This is a genomic window from Calothrix anomala FACHB-343 (assembly GCF_014696435.1).
In the GTDB taxonomy this organism is placed as follows: domain Bacteria; phylum Cyanobacteriota; class Cyanobacteriia; order Cyanobacteriales; family Nostocaceae; genus Aulosira; species Aulosira anomala_A.
Window position 1 is genome coordinate 37,209 of the sequence record NZ_JACJQG010000069.1, and the last position, 18,054, is coordinate 55,262.

The window sequence follows — 18,054 nt, forward strand, 5'->3', positions numbered from 1 at the left end:
ATTAAATATTCCGAACTGCTCTGCGTTTAGCTATTGTTAATTTTTGCCGCTCAGTTGCTTGCAAATTATTTTTTTTCATTTGCTGCTGTTCCCGATCGATTTTATTTAAAAGTTCGACAATTTCCTGTAATTTTATCTCTGGTTTAGCAACAACATGCTGTATAATGACTTCAAACTGCTCAATCAATCGAGAAATACTCACCTTATCAAATAGGTGCGTTTTATACTCAAAAGAACCCTGAATACCTGCTGAAGTTTCCCACATAGATAAAAGCAAATCATGTCGTACTGTTCGAGTTTCAATATCGAATGGAGTTAAGATTAAATCTGGTAGTTGCAACTGTGGCATAGGATTATTGTCCAGAACAAACCATGCTTGGTACAGTGGATGATTATTTAAACTTCTTTGTGGTTGTAGTTCTTCTACTAGCTTTTCAAAAGGTAAGTCTTGGTGAGCATATGCTTCTAATGTTACTTGACGCGATCGCGCTAATAATTCTCGGAAACTAGGATTTCCCGATAAGTCAATCCGTAGCACTAAAGTATTCACAAAAAATCCAATCAGTTTCTCAATTTCCACTCGATTGCGGTTAGCAATGGGTGAACCCACTCTAATATCTAAAGTACCTGTAAAGCAGTAAAGCAAAACTTCAAAAGCCGCCAACAATGTCATGAATAAAGTCACACCCTCCTGACGACTAAGCACATATATAGCTTTGCTTAATTCTTGACTCAATGTAAATGATTCCTCAGCACCTTGAGTAGTTTCATTTGTCAAATTTACAGACTGTCTGGGGAATTTTAACTGCGGATGAATATTACCTAGTTTTTGTTTCCAATAATTTAGCTGGGTTTGTAATCTCTCTCCTTGCAACCATTGACGTTGCCAAACAGCAAAATCTGCATACTGTATAGGTAATTCTGCAAATGGTGACGGTTTACCCTGACAAAAAGCTGAATACAGTGCTACGAATTCCTCAACTAATATCCCCATAGACCAAGCATCTGAAACAATATGGTGAATTGTTAGCAGTATGATGTATTCTTCTGGGTGCAACTGTACCAAATTCACCCTCAATAAAGGAGATTTAGTTAAATCAAAACGTTGTTGCGCCGCTTGTATAGTCAAGTGACGTATTTGTTTTTCTTGTTCCCATAAAGAGCATTCATCCAAACTAATAATTGAAATAGCAAAATCTAAGCTAGGAGCAATAATTTGTATTGGTTGACCATCTACCGTTTGAAAGCTTGTTCGTAAAGCTTCATGGCGATTGATAATTTCCTGGAAACTTTGTTGTAATGCGGCTAAATTTAATTTTCCTTGCAGTCTAACAGCCGCAGATATATTATACGATGAACTATCTGGTTCTAACTGAGCTAAAAACCACAGTCTTTGCTGCGCAAATGATAGCGGTAAATTTTCTGCGCGTGGTATTGAAGAAATAAGCTGTTGATCGAAATCTAAAACTGAATTGTTATTAGATATCAAATTCAGGATATCTTGTTTGCGTCTAGCTAATTCTTCTCTAATCGCTGGTGTAAGTACATTTTTGGGAGCGCTACAACGTAAGCGATTATCTTCAACCCAAAGCTTAATATCTAAACTGCAAAGTTCAGCTAAAAATTCTGTAATAGTTTTCATAATTCTATCTCTTCTCGGTCATTATCTAACTTATTTGGAGACACAAATTGTAATTGCTTAATTGTCAACATATTTTCAATAGTTGGAACAATTTGAGCAACTGTTGGTGCTTCAAATAAACTACGTAAAGGTAACTCAATCTTAAAAGCTTCCCGTAACCTAGAAATAGCCTGGGTTGCTAGTAAAGAATGTCCACCCAAATCAAAAAAATCATCGTGAATACCGATATGTTCTTGCTTTAATACCTGACCCCAAATATCAGCAACTATCTCTTCTGTAGGAGTACGAGGTGCAACAAAGCCAAATTCTGATTCATTTTGAAAACTTGGTATAGGTAATGCTTGGCGATCTACTTTTCCACTAGGCGCTAAAGGTAATGCTTCTAGCAAGACAATGAAAGAAGGTATCATGTGTCCTGGTAGTTTTTCTTGCAGAAAATTGCGTAACTCTGAAATAAGTTTGCTACTGTTTATATCATCTCGATCCAACTCAGATTGAGGTACAACATAAGCCACCAAACGCTTGTCGTCAGGGTTTTCTTCTCTAACTACAACTACAACATTTTTAACTGCTTGGTGTTGACCCAACAATGACTCAATCTCTCCTAATTCTACGCGGAAACCACGTATTTTGACCTGATGGTCAATACGTCCGAGAAATTCTATATTTCCATCAGGAAGCCATCTTCCTAAATCTCCAGTTTTATAAATTAAATCTGGGCGATTTCCTGGTAACTTCTGAGCAAAATCTGTAAACGGATTGGGAACAAAACTTAACTGAGTTTTTTCTTCATTTTTCCAGTAACCAGCACCTACACCAATTCCCGATACACAAATTTCTCCAGGAGCGCCAATAGGTAATAATTTCATTTGCTCATCGAGAATATAGAGATTGAGGTTAGCTAGTGGTTTTCCAATGGGAATTGTTCGTTGATTTTCTGGTAAAGGTTTATCAACAATAAATTGAGTGATATCATCAGCAGCTTCGCTAGGGCCATAAGCATTCACAATCTTGATATTAGGGTATATTTCCAGCCACTGATTTACCCATTTAATCGCTACAGATTCACCCGATAGCATCATCCATTGCAAATTGGGTAGTTCCCTTTCTGCGTTTGGTAATTGCGAAATATATTCCAGCAATCCGCCAAATAAAGCTGGTACTAATTCCACTACGGTAATTTTTTCTGCTTTCAGTATTTTAAATAATTGTTCAGGAATAGCAACGGTTTCAATATCTACAATGACAGTCTTTCCACCGATTAAAAGTGGTGCTAAAAATTGCCATACAGAAATATCCGTTGATGAAGGTGCGCTTTGTAAAAAGCAAAATTCTGCGGTTAATTTTAGCTCATCAAACTGGGCATAAATATGATTAATAGCACCATCATGTCTCACCATTGTTCCTTTTGGTAATCCTGTAGAACCGGAAGTATAAATCGTGTAAGCTATGTCACTTCCTTTGTTGACTGGCTCTATATTTTCTGGGGAAATATTACTAAAATCAAGTTGTTGGTAGATGATTAATTCCTGGTTATGAGTCCAATTTATATTGTCGGTAATGACTTCATTGAAAGCGGCGGGAAACTCCATCCCCTTGTGGGTGGAGAGGGACAGCCGCCCCGCCGCTTTGGGCATTGCGCATGGGGCATTGGTGATTTCTTCCCCATGCCCAAAAACTCCCTCCCCTTGTGGGTGGAGTTTTTTATCTAAACAAATAATAGACTTTAATTGAGAACATTTATCTATTAAGTCATTCAAAATATTTAATAAATTAGCATCAGTCAAGAGAAACTTAACTTCGCTATTGGTTAACATATATTCAATTCGATTTGCAGGATAACTACTATCAATAGGTACGTACACTCCACCTGCTTTGTATATAGCCAGAATAGCAATCAAAAAATTTATGTCTCGGTCTTTAAATATACCTACTAAGTCGCCTTTACTAATTCCTAGTTGACGTAATGTAATAGCCAACTGATTAGCAGCTTCATTTAGTTCTTGATAAGTTAATTTTTTTTGTTGATGAACTACAGCTATATTATGCGGGGTTTTATATACCTGCTGTTCAAATAACTGATCGATTGTTTGCTCAACTGGATATGATTGATGATTATTATTGAAATGTTTCAATAGCTGATATCTATCACATTCTGAGAATAAAGTAATATCTGAGATATTTTCATTGATATTATTGAGCGCGTTTGTCAAAAAAATACTGTAGTATCTGCTAAATAGGTTGATATTCTCATCTCGAAAAAGATGGTCGCTATACTCTATATTGAGAGTAATGGATTCTTCATTAATCAAAAAAGAAAACACCAGATCGCAATCGCCATCAGTGATAATATTCTTATCGTGAATATTTTCTAATAAAACTACTACATTAAACAATGGACAACGATTAGACACTGATGAGATGTTTAATAACGAAATTAACTCTTCTAAATCGCAGTTTTGATTGTTGTAAGCACCGATAATTTCATCTTTAACTTGTAAAAGATAATCTTTGAAGGATATGTGAGATTTTACCTGAGTCCGCAAAGGAATAAATTTGGCTTTCACATCATTTGTAGCAATTTCTGCATATCTAGGTATTCCCGCGATCGCATCATTTTTGCGACTATATTTATATAACAAGATATTCAATGCAGATAACAGTATCCAGTAAGTTGAAAATTCAGAACCTCGACTGAGTTTGATGATTTTTTGAGATACATCATGGGATAGTTCCAAGCCCAGAGACTTGTTTCTCATACAAGGAAATACAGGTCTGACATAATCCAGCATGAGATTAGTTTCTGGAAGTTCTCCTGATAACTTATTTAGCCAATAAATTTTTTGCGCTAATAAGTCGTTTTTATGTTCTTGTCCATCCATATTTATATCCTCCTAAAAAATACTGGTTGATTAATAAAGTCAATAAGCTTAATTACTTAATTTTGTAGACAGTCCTTAAAAGCTTGCTTGAGGATTAAACAACCTTTTTGTAAAGTAAACATATCAATTACCAAAGGAGGTAAAATTTTAATTACCGTATCATTTCTACCTGCCGTTTCAACTATTAATCCTAGTTCAAAACAACGTGATGTTATGCTTTTAGCAAAATTTTTACCGCCGAAATTTTGAACATCAATACCCCAAATCATGCCAATTCCCCGGATGATTATGTTTTCGCTAATTGCTGCTATTTCTTGATTCAAAAATTCTTTTAAAAAAAGCTCTTTTTCTTTAACATCTAATTCCAAAGAACTACTTTCTCTATACTCTAAAGCCGCCGTAGCTCCAATAAATGCTAATTGATTACCACGAAAAGTACCGTTATGTTCGCCTGGTTCCCATATATCTAATTCTGGTTTAATTAATAGTAGTGACATTGGTAATCCATAGCCACTAATAGATTTAGATAGTATGACCATATCGGGAACTATACCTGCTCTTTCAAAAGAAAAGAAAGCGCCTGTTCTACCACAACCAACTTGAATATCATCACAGATTAATAAAATATCATGCTCGTCACACAACTTTCGCAATCTTTGCATCCATTCAATGGGAGCAACAATCACTCCCCCTTCAGCTTGCACTGTTTCAAAGATAATTGCGGCTGGTTTTTCTATACCCGAATTGACATCATTTAAAACTGAGTCTATATATTTTATAGTGTCAAAACTCTCCATAAATCCGTAGGGGTAAGGCATAAAGGTGACATTATTTAAGGTGCCAATTGTACCTGCCTTAATTCCCTTATTAGCAGTAATTGCTAAACTACCTAAAGTCATGCCATGATAAGCTCCCATAAAAGAGAATATACCTGGATTCTTTTTGACTTTTCTCGCTAATTTTAAAGCTGCTTCTACCGCATTAGTTCCAGTCGGGCCGCAGAACTGAATGCGATAATCTAGCTGTTTTGCAGTTAATACTGTCTCATTAAATTTTGCTAAAAATTTCTCTTTTGCAGAAGTATACATATCTAAACCATGTGATATTCCATCTGCGTTTAAATAAGATATAATTTGATTTTTGATATAGTCATGATTGTGTCCGTAGTTTAAAGCACCCGCACCTGCAAAAAAATCTATATATTCTTGACCTGATTCATCATAAACAATGGAACCCTTAGCCCGATGAAATATTGTCGGGAAATTGCGACAATAACTTCTGACGTTTGATTCACATTTTTCAAAAATATTCATGGTTTTGGCTACTGTGATGACAATAATTGAATTGACTTAAACAAAATCGAAATTTAATGACATTTGGTTTTTGAGTATGACTAATTCAGGATGGAGTGTTTGCTCTGTTAAAGACAATAATTCCTGAATAGTTAAATTCAGATTATCCGCCATATTTTCGAGTAATATTTTCAGATGCTCCAGGATATTTACAATAGTTGCTGCCGCAAAAAGCTGGAAGTCGTAATTAATGCCAATTGTCAGTTCTGAACCAGGATATCCAACTATCGTTAAAGGATAATTAGTTTTGTAAAAAGAATTATGTTCAGAAATATTTAAACTTCCCCATTCTTCCAAAAATCTGCCTGTTTTTTGGTTTTCAAATACAACAAAGCTAGCAAATAATGGCAGATTTCCTCTTACTTGACTACACTTTTGCACATCTACCAAGGGGTAGTATTCATATTCCCGAATTTCTACTAATTGAGTTTGTAATTCTTGCAGCCAAGGTAATAAATCATCATCCATATTTACCTTGATGTTTACTGGTAAGGTATTCACCATTTCTCCTACCATTAACTCTGCTCCTGGTAAATCTACTGGGCGACCGGAAAAAGTACAGCCATAGATAACATTATTTTTGCCACTATAGTGACATAGAAGTATCGCCCAAGCTCCTTGAACAAGGGTATTTATAGTTAAGTGATGTTGTCTTGCTAATGTTTCTAAATTTTTTGTAGTTGCTGCCGATAAGCTAATTTGTATATCCTCGTAGCGTTCTTCTAAATTAGATAATTTCTGGGAATAAAGATTAGCTAAAGAAGTAGGCTCTGTGACTTCTCTAAGTTGCTGTCGCCAAAATTCTGCTGCTTGAGATAAATCCTGTTGTTGTAACCAATTAATATAGTCTCCAAAGCAACTACCAGAAATTAAAGGCGCATCTTGATTTTGGGAATATGCTTCATAAATTTCAATAACATCCTTTAATAAAAAGGGAATAGACCAGCCATCAAGAATAATCAAATGCCAAACGCAGACAAAGTAGTAAACTTTATCTTCTACTTGAAACAAAGCTAGGCGGATTAGAGGCGCTTGGGAAAAATCAAAACCCCGCAGGCGATCGCTCTTGAGAAAAAACTTTAATTTTGCTTGCTGTGCATCTGGCGCAATTTCCCGCCAATCTTGGTATTCTATAGGGACTTCGACTTGGTCATGTACAACTTGTAATGGTTTTTCTAATTCTTCCCAATAGAAACTAGTGCGTAATACTGTATGTAGGGCTGATAATTGTTGCCAAGCACGTTCAAAAGCAGAACGATTGAGATTGCCTTTAAAAGTGTAGATGTCCTGCATGTGGTAAAGTCCCAGTTCAGGGGCGTGCAGAGCATGAAACAAAATACCATGCTGTATGGGAGATAGTGGGTATATATCTTGAATGTCTTCTCTCATATTTTTTGATTTTTACTTGTTCGTTTGACTTTTGCTAAAAATCGGTCAAGTTCTGTTTGATTCAAGTTGGCTTTGGAGAAGTGAGCAGATGTATCCTTGTTCGTAACTTTTTGTTCTGCTTGAATTACATTTTGGGTAACAGCTACACTGGCCAAATTTGCCACTGTTTGATGTTGAAATAATTGTTTAACAGTTAGTTTTATCCCAGCTTGATTAGCTTTAGTGATGACGACAATCGCCACAATAGAATCCCCACCTAATTCAAAAAAGTTATCGAAAATTCCTACTCGATCCACACCCAAAACTTCTGTAAAAATTTCAGTCAGTTTAGTTTCTACAAAATTACGAGGTTTTACTAGTTCCTGATTTACTCCAAGTTTTGCTATATCCGGTGCAGGTAGGGCTTTGCGGTCAACTTTACCATTAGGAGTAAGTGGTAATGCTTCTAATGTGACAAAAGCTGCTGGTATCATGTAGTTTGGCAACTTTGTCTCTAAGAAATTGCGTAGTTCAGAAATATTTGGTGTTAGCTCTTTTGTGGGGACAATATAAGCTACTAGACGTTGAGAAGCTGAATCTTCTCGTACCGTAACAACAGTTTCTCGCACTCCTGAATATTGGCTAATAACTGCCTCAATTTCTCCTAATTCAATGCGGAAACCACGAATTTTTACTTGGTTATCAATTCGACCAAGATATTCGATTTCTCTATTGGGTAAATACCGCGCTAAGTCGCCAGTTTTATATAAACGTGCTGATGCGCGATCGCTAAAAGGATGAGGGATAAATTTTTCTACTGTTAAATCTGGACGGTTGAAATAACCTCTAGCTAGTCCTGCTCCACCAATACATAATTCCCCTGGTACACCGTCAGGAACTAACTGATTATATTGGTCAAGGATGTAAAGTTGTGTGTTAGCAATTGGGGAACTAATGGTTACTGTTTTGTTAACAGTTTTTATTTGGCTAGCGGCTGACCAAATGGTGGTTTCTGTCGGGCCATACATATTCCATAAAGAACTACATCTTTGTAATAATTGACTCGCTAAAGGTGCAGATAAAGCTTCTCCACCACAGAGAATTTTTAATTGAAGATTTTCATCCCAACCTGCGGCTAAAAGTAACTGCCATGTCGCTGGTGTAGCTTGCATGACTGTTGCTTTTGATGCTTTGATTTTTGCTAACAATTGGATGCCATCAGCGATAATTTCTTGACTAGCTACTATTAAACAAGCACCAACTATGAGAGGTAGAAAAATTTCTAAGGCGGCAATATCAAAAGAATATGTTGTAACTGCTAGTAATTTATCTTGAGATGTTAATCCTGGGGCTTGTTTCATGGAGTACAAAAAGTTACTCAGAGCCATGTGAGGAATTTGTACACCTTTTGGTTTGCCTGTAGAACCAGAAGTATAAATAATATAAGCTAAGTTCTCAGTTGTGAGTTCAGAAGATAAACTATTTTGGCTTTGTTGGGCTATGAGATGCCAATCACTATCTAGACAAACTATTTGCCCTTGATGCTGTGGTAATAATTCTAGTAATGAGGCTTGAGTTAGTAATACTGAAGCTTGGGTATCTTCTAATATATATTCTAACCTTTGTTGGGGATAATTAGGGTCAAGGGGTATATAAGCACCACCAGCTTTGAGAATTGCTAATAACCCAATTACCATTTCTAAAGAACGCTCGATACATATCCCAACTAATACTTCTGGCTTGACTCCTAGAGAACGTAAATAATGAGCGAGTTGATTTGCTTTGGCGTTGAGTTCTTGATAGGTTAATTGTTGATTTTCATAGACAACTGCAACGGCGTCTGGTGTTTTTTCTACTTGTTGTGCAAATAGTTCATGGATAAATTCATCAACAGGATAGGTAATTTCTGTGTTGTGTGACGGTTGTAATAGTTGATGCTTTTCAGATGCTGTTAACAATGGTAACTGAGATAAACGCTGTTGTGGATTGGCGATAATTCCTTCTAGTAAGGTTTGGAAATGCCCTGCCATCCGCTTGATTGTGCTTGCTTGAAATAAATCGCTATTGTATTCAAAATTAGCAACTAAACCCTCGATAGTTTCTGTCATATCTAGGGTTAAATCAAATTTGGCAGTACCACTGTCAACAGGTAAATAATTTAAAGTTAAGCCAGGTAATTCTAAAGCTGACATCGATGCATTTTGCAGCACAAACATCACTTGAAATAGGGGTGTATGGCTTAAATTGCGTTGAGGTTGTAGTTCTTCTACTAACAACTCAAAAGGTAAATCTTGATGAGCGTAAGCACCTAAAGCAACTTCTCGCACCCGTTTTAGTAATTCAATAAAACTGGGATTTCCAGCTAAGTTAGTTCGCAGTACAAGGGTATTAATAAATAGTCCAATCAGCCCTTCTAGCTCGATGCGATCGCGGTTAGCAATTGGCGAACCGATCGCCAAATCTTCGCTACCTGTGTAACGGTATAATAGGGTTTGGAAAGCTGCTAGCAAGGTCATAAACAAGGTAGTTCCCTGTTGCTGACTCAACTGATTTAAGCCTACAGATAGCTGCTGGGGTAACTTAAAACTGTATGTAGCACCTTGAAAGCTTTGAATGGGGGGACGAGGAAAATCTGTTGGTAACTCTAATAATTCTGGTACACCCTTTAACTGCTGTCGCCAGTAAGATATCTGCGATTCTAGTCTTTCTCCTTGTAACCATTGTCGCTGCCAATCTGCAAAATCGACATATTGAATGGGTAATTCAGCTAATGGTGCGGGTTGTGCTTGACAAAAAGCTTGATACAAAGTGACAAATTCACGCAGTAAAATATCTGTTGACCAAGCATCAGAGGCGATATGATGCATTGTCAAAAGTAATATATGTTCTTGTTCGCTCAGGCGCAATAATTTGACTCGCAGTAAGCAACCATTATTTAAATCAAATGGTATTTGTGCTTCTTCTGTCGTTTGTTTTTTAACTTCTAATTCTTGTTGATTGGCAGGTAAATTACTAATATCTAATATGGGCAATTGTACTACATCTGGTGGTAAGATAACCGCCACAGGTTGCCCTTCTATAGTTTGAAAATTAGTGCGTAAGGCTTCGTGACGGCGTAAAATTTCTTGAAAAGTTTGTTGTAAGGCTTTGATATTCAGGTTTCCCTGTAAACGCACAGCACTGGGCATATTATAAGCAGAACTGTGCATTTCTAACTGAGCCAAAAACCAGAATCGCTGTTGCGCAAAGGATAAGGGTAAATGAGGCGATCGCGCAATTCGTGTAATCTTTATTTCTTCAACCTGCGAGTTAGTTTTAGTGGCTTTTTCAATATCTTTAGCTAACCCGGCTATTGTGGGTTTTTCAAATATTCGCCGTAAAGGAAGTTCTATTTGAAAAGTTTGTCTTATTTGGGAAATCAAACGAGTTGCAAGTAAAGAATGTCCTCCTAAATTAAAGAAATTATGGTGAATGCCTATATTGTCAATTCCTAATATTTCTGTCCAGATATTGACAAGCTGCTTTTCAATTGCTGTCGAAGGTGCAATAAAATCTGATGGGGATGATAATTGTGTGATTTTTGGTGCTGGTAATGCCCGCCGATCTAACTTACCATTAGGTGTGATTGGTAATGCTTCTAATGCCACAAAAGCAGCAGGTATCATATATTCAGGGAGTTTTTGCTCAAGAAATTCCCGTAAGTCTATGGCTAATTGCTCCTGAGAATGTTGTACAAAATATGCAACCAAGCGGCGATCGCCGGGAATATCTTCTCTAGCAATAACCACAGCTTCACCCACATTTGGATGTTGCTTAATAACTGCTTCAATTTCTCCTAATTCAATGCGGAAACCACGAATTTTGACTTGATTATCTATACGTCCAAGAAATTCAATATTACCATCACTTAACCATCTACCTAAATCACCAGTTTTATAAATAAAATCTGTATTAGTTCCTGGTAAAGGTTTTGCAGTAGAAATAAAGGGATTAGGAATAAAGCTTAAATTAGTCTTGTGTTCGTTCTTCCAATAGCCTAAACCAACGCCAAATCCAGAAACACAAATTTCCCCAGGTACACCAATTGGAACTAATTGCATTTGTGAATCGAGAATATACAGATTGAGATTTGCTAAAGGTTTACCAATGGGAACTGTCAGAGAATTTTCTGGTAAAGGCTGGTCAATAATCATTTGGGTAATATCATCAGCAGCTTCGGTAGGGCCGTAAGCATTAACAACTTTGATGTCTGGGTAAAGTTGCAACCATCGATTTACGAGTGGAACTGATGCAGATTCTCCTGTTACCATCATCCATTGAAGATTTGGTAATAATCTTTGCTCTGGGGATAAATTAGCAACATAATCTAGTAAAGCGGTGAGAACGACCGGGACTAATTCAACAATAGTAATATTGTGTTTTTGAATAACTTGAAATAATTCGCTAGGGCTACAAACTGTGTCTGTATCAACTATGATAGTTTTGCCACCAATCAAAATAGGTGCTAAAAATTGCCATACAGAAATGTCTGAAGAAGCAGGCGCACTTTGGATAAAAGTTAATGATTCTGTTAATTTTAGAGCGTCAAATTGAGCATAAATATGATTAATTGCGCCACCATGCCTAATAATTGCTCCTTTGGGAGACCCAGTTGAGCCGGATGTATAAATCATATAAGCTGGAGCAACACCAGTATGATTTGTTGTTAAGTTTTCTGTTGCTAGGTGAGCAAAATTCAACTGGTTATATATTTTGATACTTTTGGTTTGTGCAAGTAATTTTTGGTCAGCTTTACTGTCTAAAAATATTAAATGCTTTAATTGCGGACAATCTATAAATAAATGAGTATCTTGCCAGCTAGAATCTGTTAACAAAAATCTAACTTCACTGTTAGATACCATGTATCTAATTCTCGATTCTGGGTAAGTGCTATCAATGGGAACATAGACTCCACCTGCTTTGAAAATAGCCAGTATAGCGATGAGAAAGTTAATATCCCGTTGTTTGACAATAGCGATGAATTCTCCCTGTTGAACTCCTAAATTTTGGAGAAATCTGGCTAGTTGGTTGGCTTTAATATTTAGCTCTTGATAGGTTAATTGACTGTCTGCAAATACTACTGCTATTTTTTCTGGTGTTTTTATTACCTGTTTTTCAAATAATTCATGAATGCATTTATCAACAGGATAGGCAACTTCTGTATTATTCCACTGTTGTAATAACTGCTGCTGTTCAGATGCTGTTAGCAGGGGTAATGAGGCAATTTTCTGCTGTGGAGTAGCAATAATTCCTGCTAGCAAAGTCTGAAAATGTTCGGTTATACGGTTAATAGTATCTGCATTAAATAAATCACTACTATATTCAAATTTACCTATAATTTCTTCTTGCTGTTCTACCATATCTAGGCTTAAATCAAACTGAGCCGTTGCACTTTCTGTACCTGATATAGTTAAAGTTAGTTCTCCTATTTCCAAAGCTGGCATAGGGCTATTATTAAGGGAAAACCAAACTTGAAAAAGCGGGTTATGGCTAAGATTGCGTTCTGGTTGAATTTCTTCTACTAACTGTTCAAAAGGTAAATCTTGGTGGGTATAAGCATCTAATGTTGTCTGTTTAACTCTTGCTAATAAATCGAGAAAACTCGGATTACCACTGACATCAGTTCGCAACACTAAAGTATTGACAAAAAAACCGATTAACTTTTCAATTTGGGGAAGATTACGATTAGCGATCGCAGTCCCAATAATAATATCCTCTTGTTGACTGTAGCGATAAAGTAGAATTTTAAAAGCAGTCAGCAATGTCATAAATAAAGTAGCGCCTGCTTGCTGACTCAGTGCTTTGATTGCGGTGGTTAAAGATTTAGGAATAGTGAAAGTATGGGTTTTCCCTTTATAAGATTGTACCGCCGGGCGAGGATAATCTTGTGGGAGTTGTAAGACTGGTAAAGAGCCGCCTAATTGTTGTTTCCAGTAATTTTTTTGAGATGTTAGTGCTTCTCCTTGTAAGTATTCTTTTTGCCAAATAGCAAAGTCTCCATACTGAATTGGTAGTTCAGCTAAGGATGAAGTTTTATCTTCACAAAAAGCTGGATATAGCGCTAATAATTCATGTATTAATACACCTATTGACCAACCATCAGAAACAATATGATGCATGGTAAATAATAATATATGCTCTGTTGGATTTAGCTGTATTAACTTGGCTCTTAATAACAAATCATCGTTGAGATCAAATGGTTGATTTGCTTCTTGTGATGCTAGTTTTTGGATTTCTGCTGATTGTTGATTTATCGCTAGTTCGCTAATATCAATTAATGTAATAAATAATGTTTTTGAAGAATGAATAAATGCTACAGGTTTATCTTCAATAGTTTGAAAATTACAGCGCAAAACTTCATGGCGGTTGATAATTTCTTGCAAACTATCTTGCAAAGCCTGATAGTTTAGTTTTCCTTGGAGACGAACTACAGCAGATATATTATAAAATGGGTTGTCTGGCTCTAATTGTGCCAAAAACCATAGCCGTTGTTGAGAGAAAGATAAAGGAACAGGATTATGTTGAGAACGACGGGGAATAAATTTTTCTGGTTTATCTAGTTTAAGTTCACCTCGCAAGCGTTTTTCTAAAAGTGCTTGTTTTGCTGGTGATAGTTGAGAACGTCTCAGAGAAATTTCATTTTTTTTGTTATTCATAGTCATGCATAATTTTTGAAATATATATACCCATTCCCATCTCTCAGAAATTAATTCGCCTGAAATTTAATATATGCAGGTACAGGCTGAATCCGGGTTAAATCATTTTCCAGTAATATCACAGCATCATTACTAGCAACTTCTTTAAAGCCAGCAAATTTATAAGATATATACATCATGCGATTGCGATTATTAGATACAAATTCTGCTAGGAGGCGGACATTATTGTTTTTAGCTAAACTCATGACATAATTCAACATCACTGTTCCCACACCTCTTGACATCACGCGACAAGACATGAGTAAAAGCTTGATTTTCCAAATATCCGCTTGACATTCAATTAATACTAAACCGATTTTTCCGTAGCTTCCATATTTATCTTCTAAAGTTGCAATTAACAATTTATGGTTTTTGGAATTACGAAAATTATTGAGTTCATCATAGGAATATGTATAACCAGTTGTATTTAATTGGTTAGTGCGTAAGGTTAATTCTTCTGCGCGTTGTAAATCTTCTTCTTGTGCCAAGGATATAGTAAAATTCATGTTGAGCGTAGCCAAGAATTCTTCGGCTGTGCCGATAAAATCTTTCTCAGCATTTTGACGTTCAATATCACTAATATACATTAATCTTCTCATGGCAGAATCTTCCGTCAAAAACCGGGGATTCATCACAGCCATATCGAGAATATTAGCAATTTTATCAGCATTAATACAAATAATTTCTGGTACAGAAAACTTGACTTCTTCGAGTTCAAATAATTGATCATCAACAAAGGCGATCGCATCGAGTCCAATATTCAATGATTTGGCAATTTCTTTGATAGAAGCCGCCTTAGAATTCCAGTTAATTTGGGGATATAAAAAATAATCTTTCAGTCCAAAATCTGCCAATTTAGCTATAGCTGTTGCATAATCATTCTTACTAGCAACAGATTGTAAAATTCCCCGCTTGTCTAAAGTTTGAATAATATTTACTATATCTCTTCGTAAAGCAACTTTTTCATCTTCTAATAAAACCCCGTGCCATAAAGTATTATCTAAATCCCAAACAACACATTTAATAACTTTTTTATCTTCTTGTTGACTATTCAAATTTGTTTCTTGAGTACTAATCATTGTGAACCTTCTCTATTCTTTTCCTATCTCATCATTAATGCAAAATATAGCCTTTACTCACCCTCTAAAATACTTAATGCATTACGTATAAAACTGAACAAACCTCCGCGAAACTTTGCGATTAACTCTGCGCCCCTCTGCGTTAAAAAATATTAATTCTGTACCTCACTCAAGCAAAAAATTATTACCCTAAACCCTCCTTATTAATTTACCTTCCCAATCACTAGAAACGCTGGAAATAAAATAATCTTGATATCCTGATTCAGCAATGGTAATTTCTTGAATTTGAGTGCTACCTTCAATAATTTCCATAACTTTGGCATCCCGTAAATACCGTTCCACAGGATACTCACTACTACAACCATTTCCGCCATGAATTTGCACAGCATCATTAGCTATTTTAGTTGCTGCGGTAGATGCAAAATACTTAGCAATAGAAGTTTCTATAATCGAGTTAGGATGGTTAATATCTTTGAGATAACCGGCTTGATAACATAACAATCTTGCAGCTTTGATGTTAGCTATCATCTGAGTTATCTTTTGGCGAATTAATTGATGTTCTTTGAGGTAGACATCAAATTGTTTGCGATCGCTAGTATATTGAATGCAAGCTTCTAAACAAGCTTGAGCAATACCTACACAACCACAGGCTACACTATATCTACCATAATCAAGGGCAGAAGCAGCAATGTAAGCAAAGCCAAAACCTAATTTACCGACTAAATTTTCTGCTGCTACCTCACAGTTATTCAACTGCAATTCTGCTAGCATTGATGCTCTAGTACCTAAAATACCAGACATCGGTTTTATCAAAAGACCTGGATTATTTTTTTTGACTAAAAAAGCAGTTGGTTTACCGTCACATTTAGCAAATACCAAAAATACATCTGCTATTTGTCCATAGGTAATCCATTTTTTTCTTCCATTTAAAATATAAGCATTACCTGTAAATGTTGCTGTTGTTTCTACACTTTTAGCATCGCTACCTACATTCGGTTCGCTTAATGCAAAAGCACCTATAATTTCTCCCAATGCTAGTTTAGGGAGCCAATAATCTTTTTGAGATTTACTTCCCCATTTGCATAAAGCCTGAGAAACCATATTATGAACTGTTAGCAAACTCCGTATAGAAGAACATCCCCGGCCAATTTCTTCGTTGAGAATACCGTAACTAATCATGTCCATTCCTTCACCGCCATATTCTTGTGGTAATACAGCGCCAAGAAAACCACGTTGAGCAATTTTTTTGATTAGTTCAGGGGGAGTAAATTCTTTTCTATCCCATTCACCAGCTTCAGGAAATATTTCCTCATTTACCAAAGCTCTAATTTCAGCTTGATAACTTTTTTGTTGCGGAGTTAGTTCTAGTTTCATAAGACTATTTTTGCTGTTTTTCGCTCAACTAAATTAGCGAGAGAATTAATAGTACGAAAATTATCAAATTCCAAGTCTTCGTTTTCTATATTAATTTGAAATTCTTGCTCTATAAATAAAACAAGCTGCATCGCAAACATGGAATTAACAAAGCCTAGCGTAAAAATATCTTCGTCAACTTGCAAGTCATGATTACCAAAAAATCTTGAAAGAAATGCTTTAATTTGAGTTTGTATTTTATTCATTTTGCTGATTGCTTCCTATTTACTATTGATATACATAAAAGCCTTTACCATTTTTTCTTCCATATAGTCCAGCATCTACCATTTTTTTGAGTAAAGGACATGGTCTATATTTACTATCGTTAAAGTTTTCATACAAAACTTCAATAGAAAATAAAATTGTGTCTAAGCCTATTAAATCTGCTGTTTCTAAAGGCCCCATTTTATGACCAAAACAGCCTTTAAAGATTTTATCTATATCTGCTGCTGTTGCAACTTGGTCTTGTAATAAGAAAACAGCTTCGTTAATAGTTAACATTAATACGCGATTAGAAACAAAACCGGGTGAATCATTAACAATTACCCATTCTTTACCCATCTGAGCTAGCATTTTTTGGGCTATCTCAATTGTGGTTTCTGAAGTATGGTAGCCGCGAATCATCTCTACCATTGGCTTCATGGGTACGGGGTTCATGAAGTGAATACCAAGCACTTTATCGGCACGTTTCGTAGCCGAAGCAATGCGGGTAATGGGAATTGCGGAGGTATTAGCAGCAAATACACAATCTGCTGGGCAGATGGCATCTATTAAGGAATATACTTGTTTTTTATTATCCCATTTTTCGGTGACATTTTCTATAACAAAGTCAGCATTTTCTAAAAGTTTATAGTCGGTTGAAAATTCTATTCTGTTAATAACTTCTTCTAGATTAATTGTTTTGTCTGTTTTTTGAAATAAAGACTGGAAGCGAATATTGTTTTTAATTTCTTGTTGGGCTTTATCGAGAATTTCTGCTTTAATATCTACCAAAATTACATCATGGCCTGTTTGCGCAAGATTTTGGGCGACTCCTATACCCATGACACCTGCACCAACCACACCGACAGTTTGAATTTTCATAATTGTTATCCTGAATAGATTGACATTTTTGTAATTTATTAAATTTAGATAATGCGGTGCGTTACACTTCGTGATAACGCACCCTACATATACTAAAAATTGTTAGGTTGACAGTTGCATATCAGATGTTTCTTCTAATTTTTCTAATTCTTCGATGAGAATTTCTTCAATTACTAAGGCGAATTCAGCAATAGTTGGAGCTTCAAACAAAAGACGTACTGGGAAGTCAATTTGAAAAATTGTGCGCAGTTGCGAAATTAAGACTGTTCCTGTTAATGAGTCGCCACCTAATGCAAAGAAGCTGTCATGAATTCCTATTTGTTCAATACCGAGAAACTGTTGATAAACTTCAACTAGTTTTTGCTCTAGTTCGTTAGTAGGTGGAGCATAAGCATTTTGGTTCTTTAGGACTTGTTATGCTAAACAATGAAATAAAAAGGCAAAAAGCAGTAAAAAATTCATCCAAACAATGAACAAAAACCTTGTTCTACTTGACACAGA

General features: G+C 35.9%; 9 protein-coding genes and 1 pseudogene. All 10 read right to left on the bottom strand.

From position 1 onward, the window contains the following. Position 1: 1 nt before the first annotated feature. Positions 2 to 1,642 carry a condensation domain-containing protein gene (locus H6G08_RS29445; protein ID WP_190549576.1) on the bottom strand — a complete coding sequence of 547 codons (1,641 nt, stop codon included), beginning with the start codon at positions 1,640 to 1,642 and terminating at the stop codon, positions 2 to 4. Next, positions 1,639 to 4,524 carry a non-ribosomal peptide synthetase gene (locus H6G08_RS37780; RefSeq protein ID WP_242046320.1) on the bottom strand — a complete coding sequence of 962 codons (2,886 nt, stop codon included), beginning with the start codon at positions 4,522 to 4,524 and terminating at the stop codon, positions 1,639 to 1,641. Before H6G08_RS37780 ends, H6G08_RS29445 begins: the two co-directional genes overlap by 4 nt. Before the next feature lie 56 nt (positions 4,525 to 4,580). Continuing rightward, on the bottom strand, positions 4,581 to 5,837 hold the full coding sequence (ectB, locus tag H6G08_RS29460; protein WP_190549578.1) for a diaminobutyrate--2-oxoglutarate transaminase: 1,257 nt from the start codon (positions 5,835 to 5,837) through the stop codon (positions 4,581 to 4,583). 36 nt (positions 5,838 to 5,873) lie between these two features. Further along, entirely contained in the window at positions 5,874 to 7,265 is a 1,392-nt protein-coding gene (locus tag H6G08_RS29465) for a condensation domain-containing protein (RefSeq protein ID WP_190549580.1), read from the bottom strand. Next, positions 7,262 to 13,939 (bottom strand): non-ribosomal peptide synthetase, encoded by a 6,678-nt coding sequence (locus tag H6G08_RS29470; protein WP_190549582.1) that lies wholly within the window; start codon positions 13,937 to 13,939, stop codon positions 7,262 to 7,264. The genes H6G08_RS29465 and H6G08_RS29470 overlap by 4 nt, the downstream gene beginning before the upstream one ends. A 50-nt stretch (positions 13,940 to 13,989) precedes the next feature. Then, positions 13,990 to 15,057, bottom strand: a complete 1,068-nt coding sequence (locus H6G08_RS29475; RefSeq protein WP_190549584.1) for an HAD-IIIC family phosphatase — start codon at positions 15,055 to 15,057, stop codon at positions 13,990 to 13,992. Between the two features lie 189 nt (positions 15,058 to 15,246). Then, the gene (locus H6G08_RS29480) at positions 15,247 to 16,431 is read right to left on the bottom strand and encodes an acyl-CoA dehydrogenase family protein (RefSeq protein WP_190549586.1); all 1,185 of its coding nucleotides are present in this window, start codon (positions 16,429 to 16,431) and stop codon (positions 15,247 to 15,249) included. Then, positions 16,428 to 16,676, bottom strand: a complete 249-nt coding sequence (locus H6G08_RS29485; protein WP_190549589.1) for an acyl carrier protein — start codon at positions 16,674 to 16,676, stop codon at positions 16,428 to 16,430. The genes H6G08_RS29480 and H6G08_RS29485 overlap by 4 nt, the downstream gene beginning before the upstream one ends. Positions 16,677 to 16,698: 22 nt before the next feature. Further along, positions 16,699 to 17,553 carry a 3-hydroxyacyl-CoA dehydrogenase family protein gene (locus tag H6G08_RS29490; protein WP_190549590.1) on the bottom strand — a complete coding sequence of 285 codons (855 nt, stop codon included), beginning with the start codon at positions 17,551 to 17,553 and terminating at the stop codon, positions 16,699 to 16,701. A gap of 102 nt (positions 17,554 to 17,655) precedes the next feature. Then, a pseudogene (locus tag H6G08_RS38375) lies at positions 17,656 to 17,904 on the bottom strand (phosphopantetheine-binding protein); the annotation flags it as partial. Positions 17,905 to 18,054 lie beyond the last annotated feature (150 nt).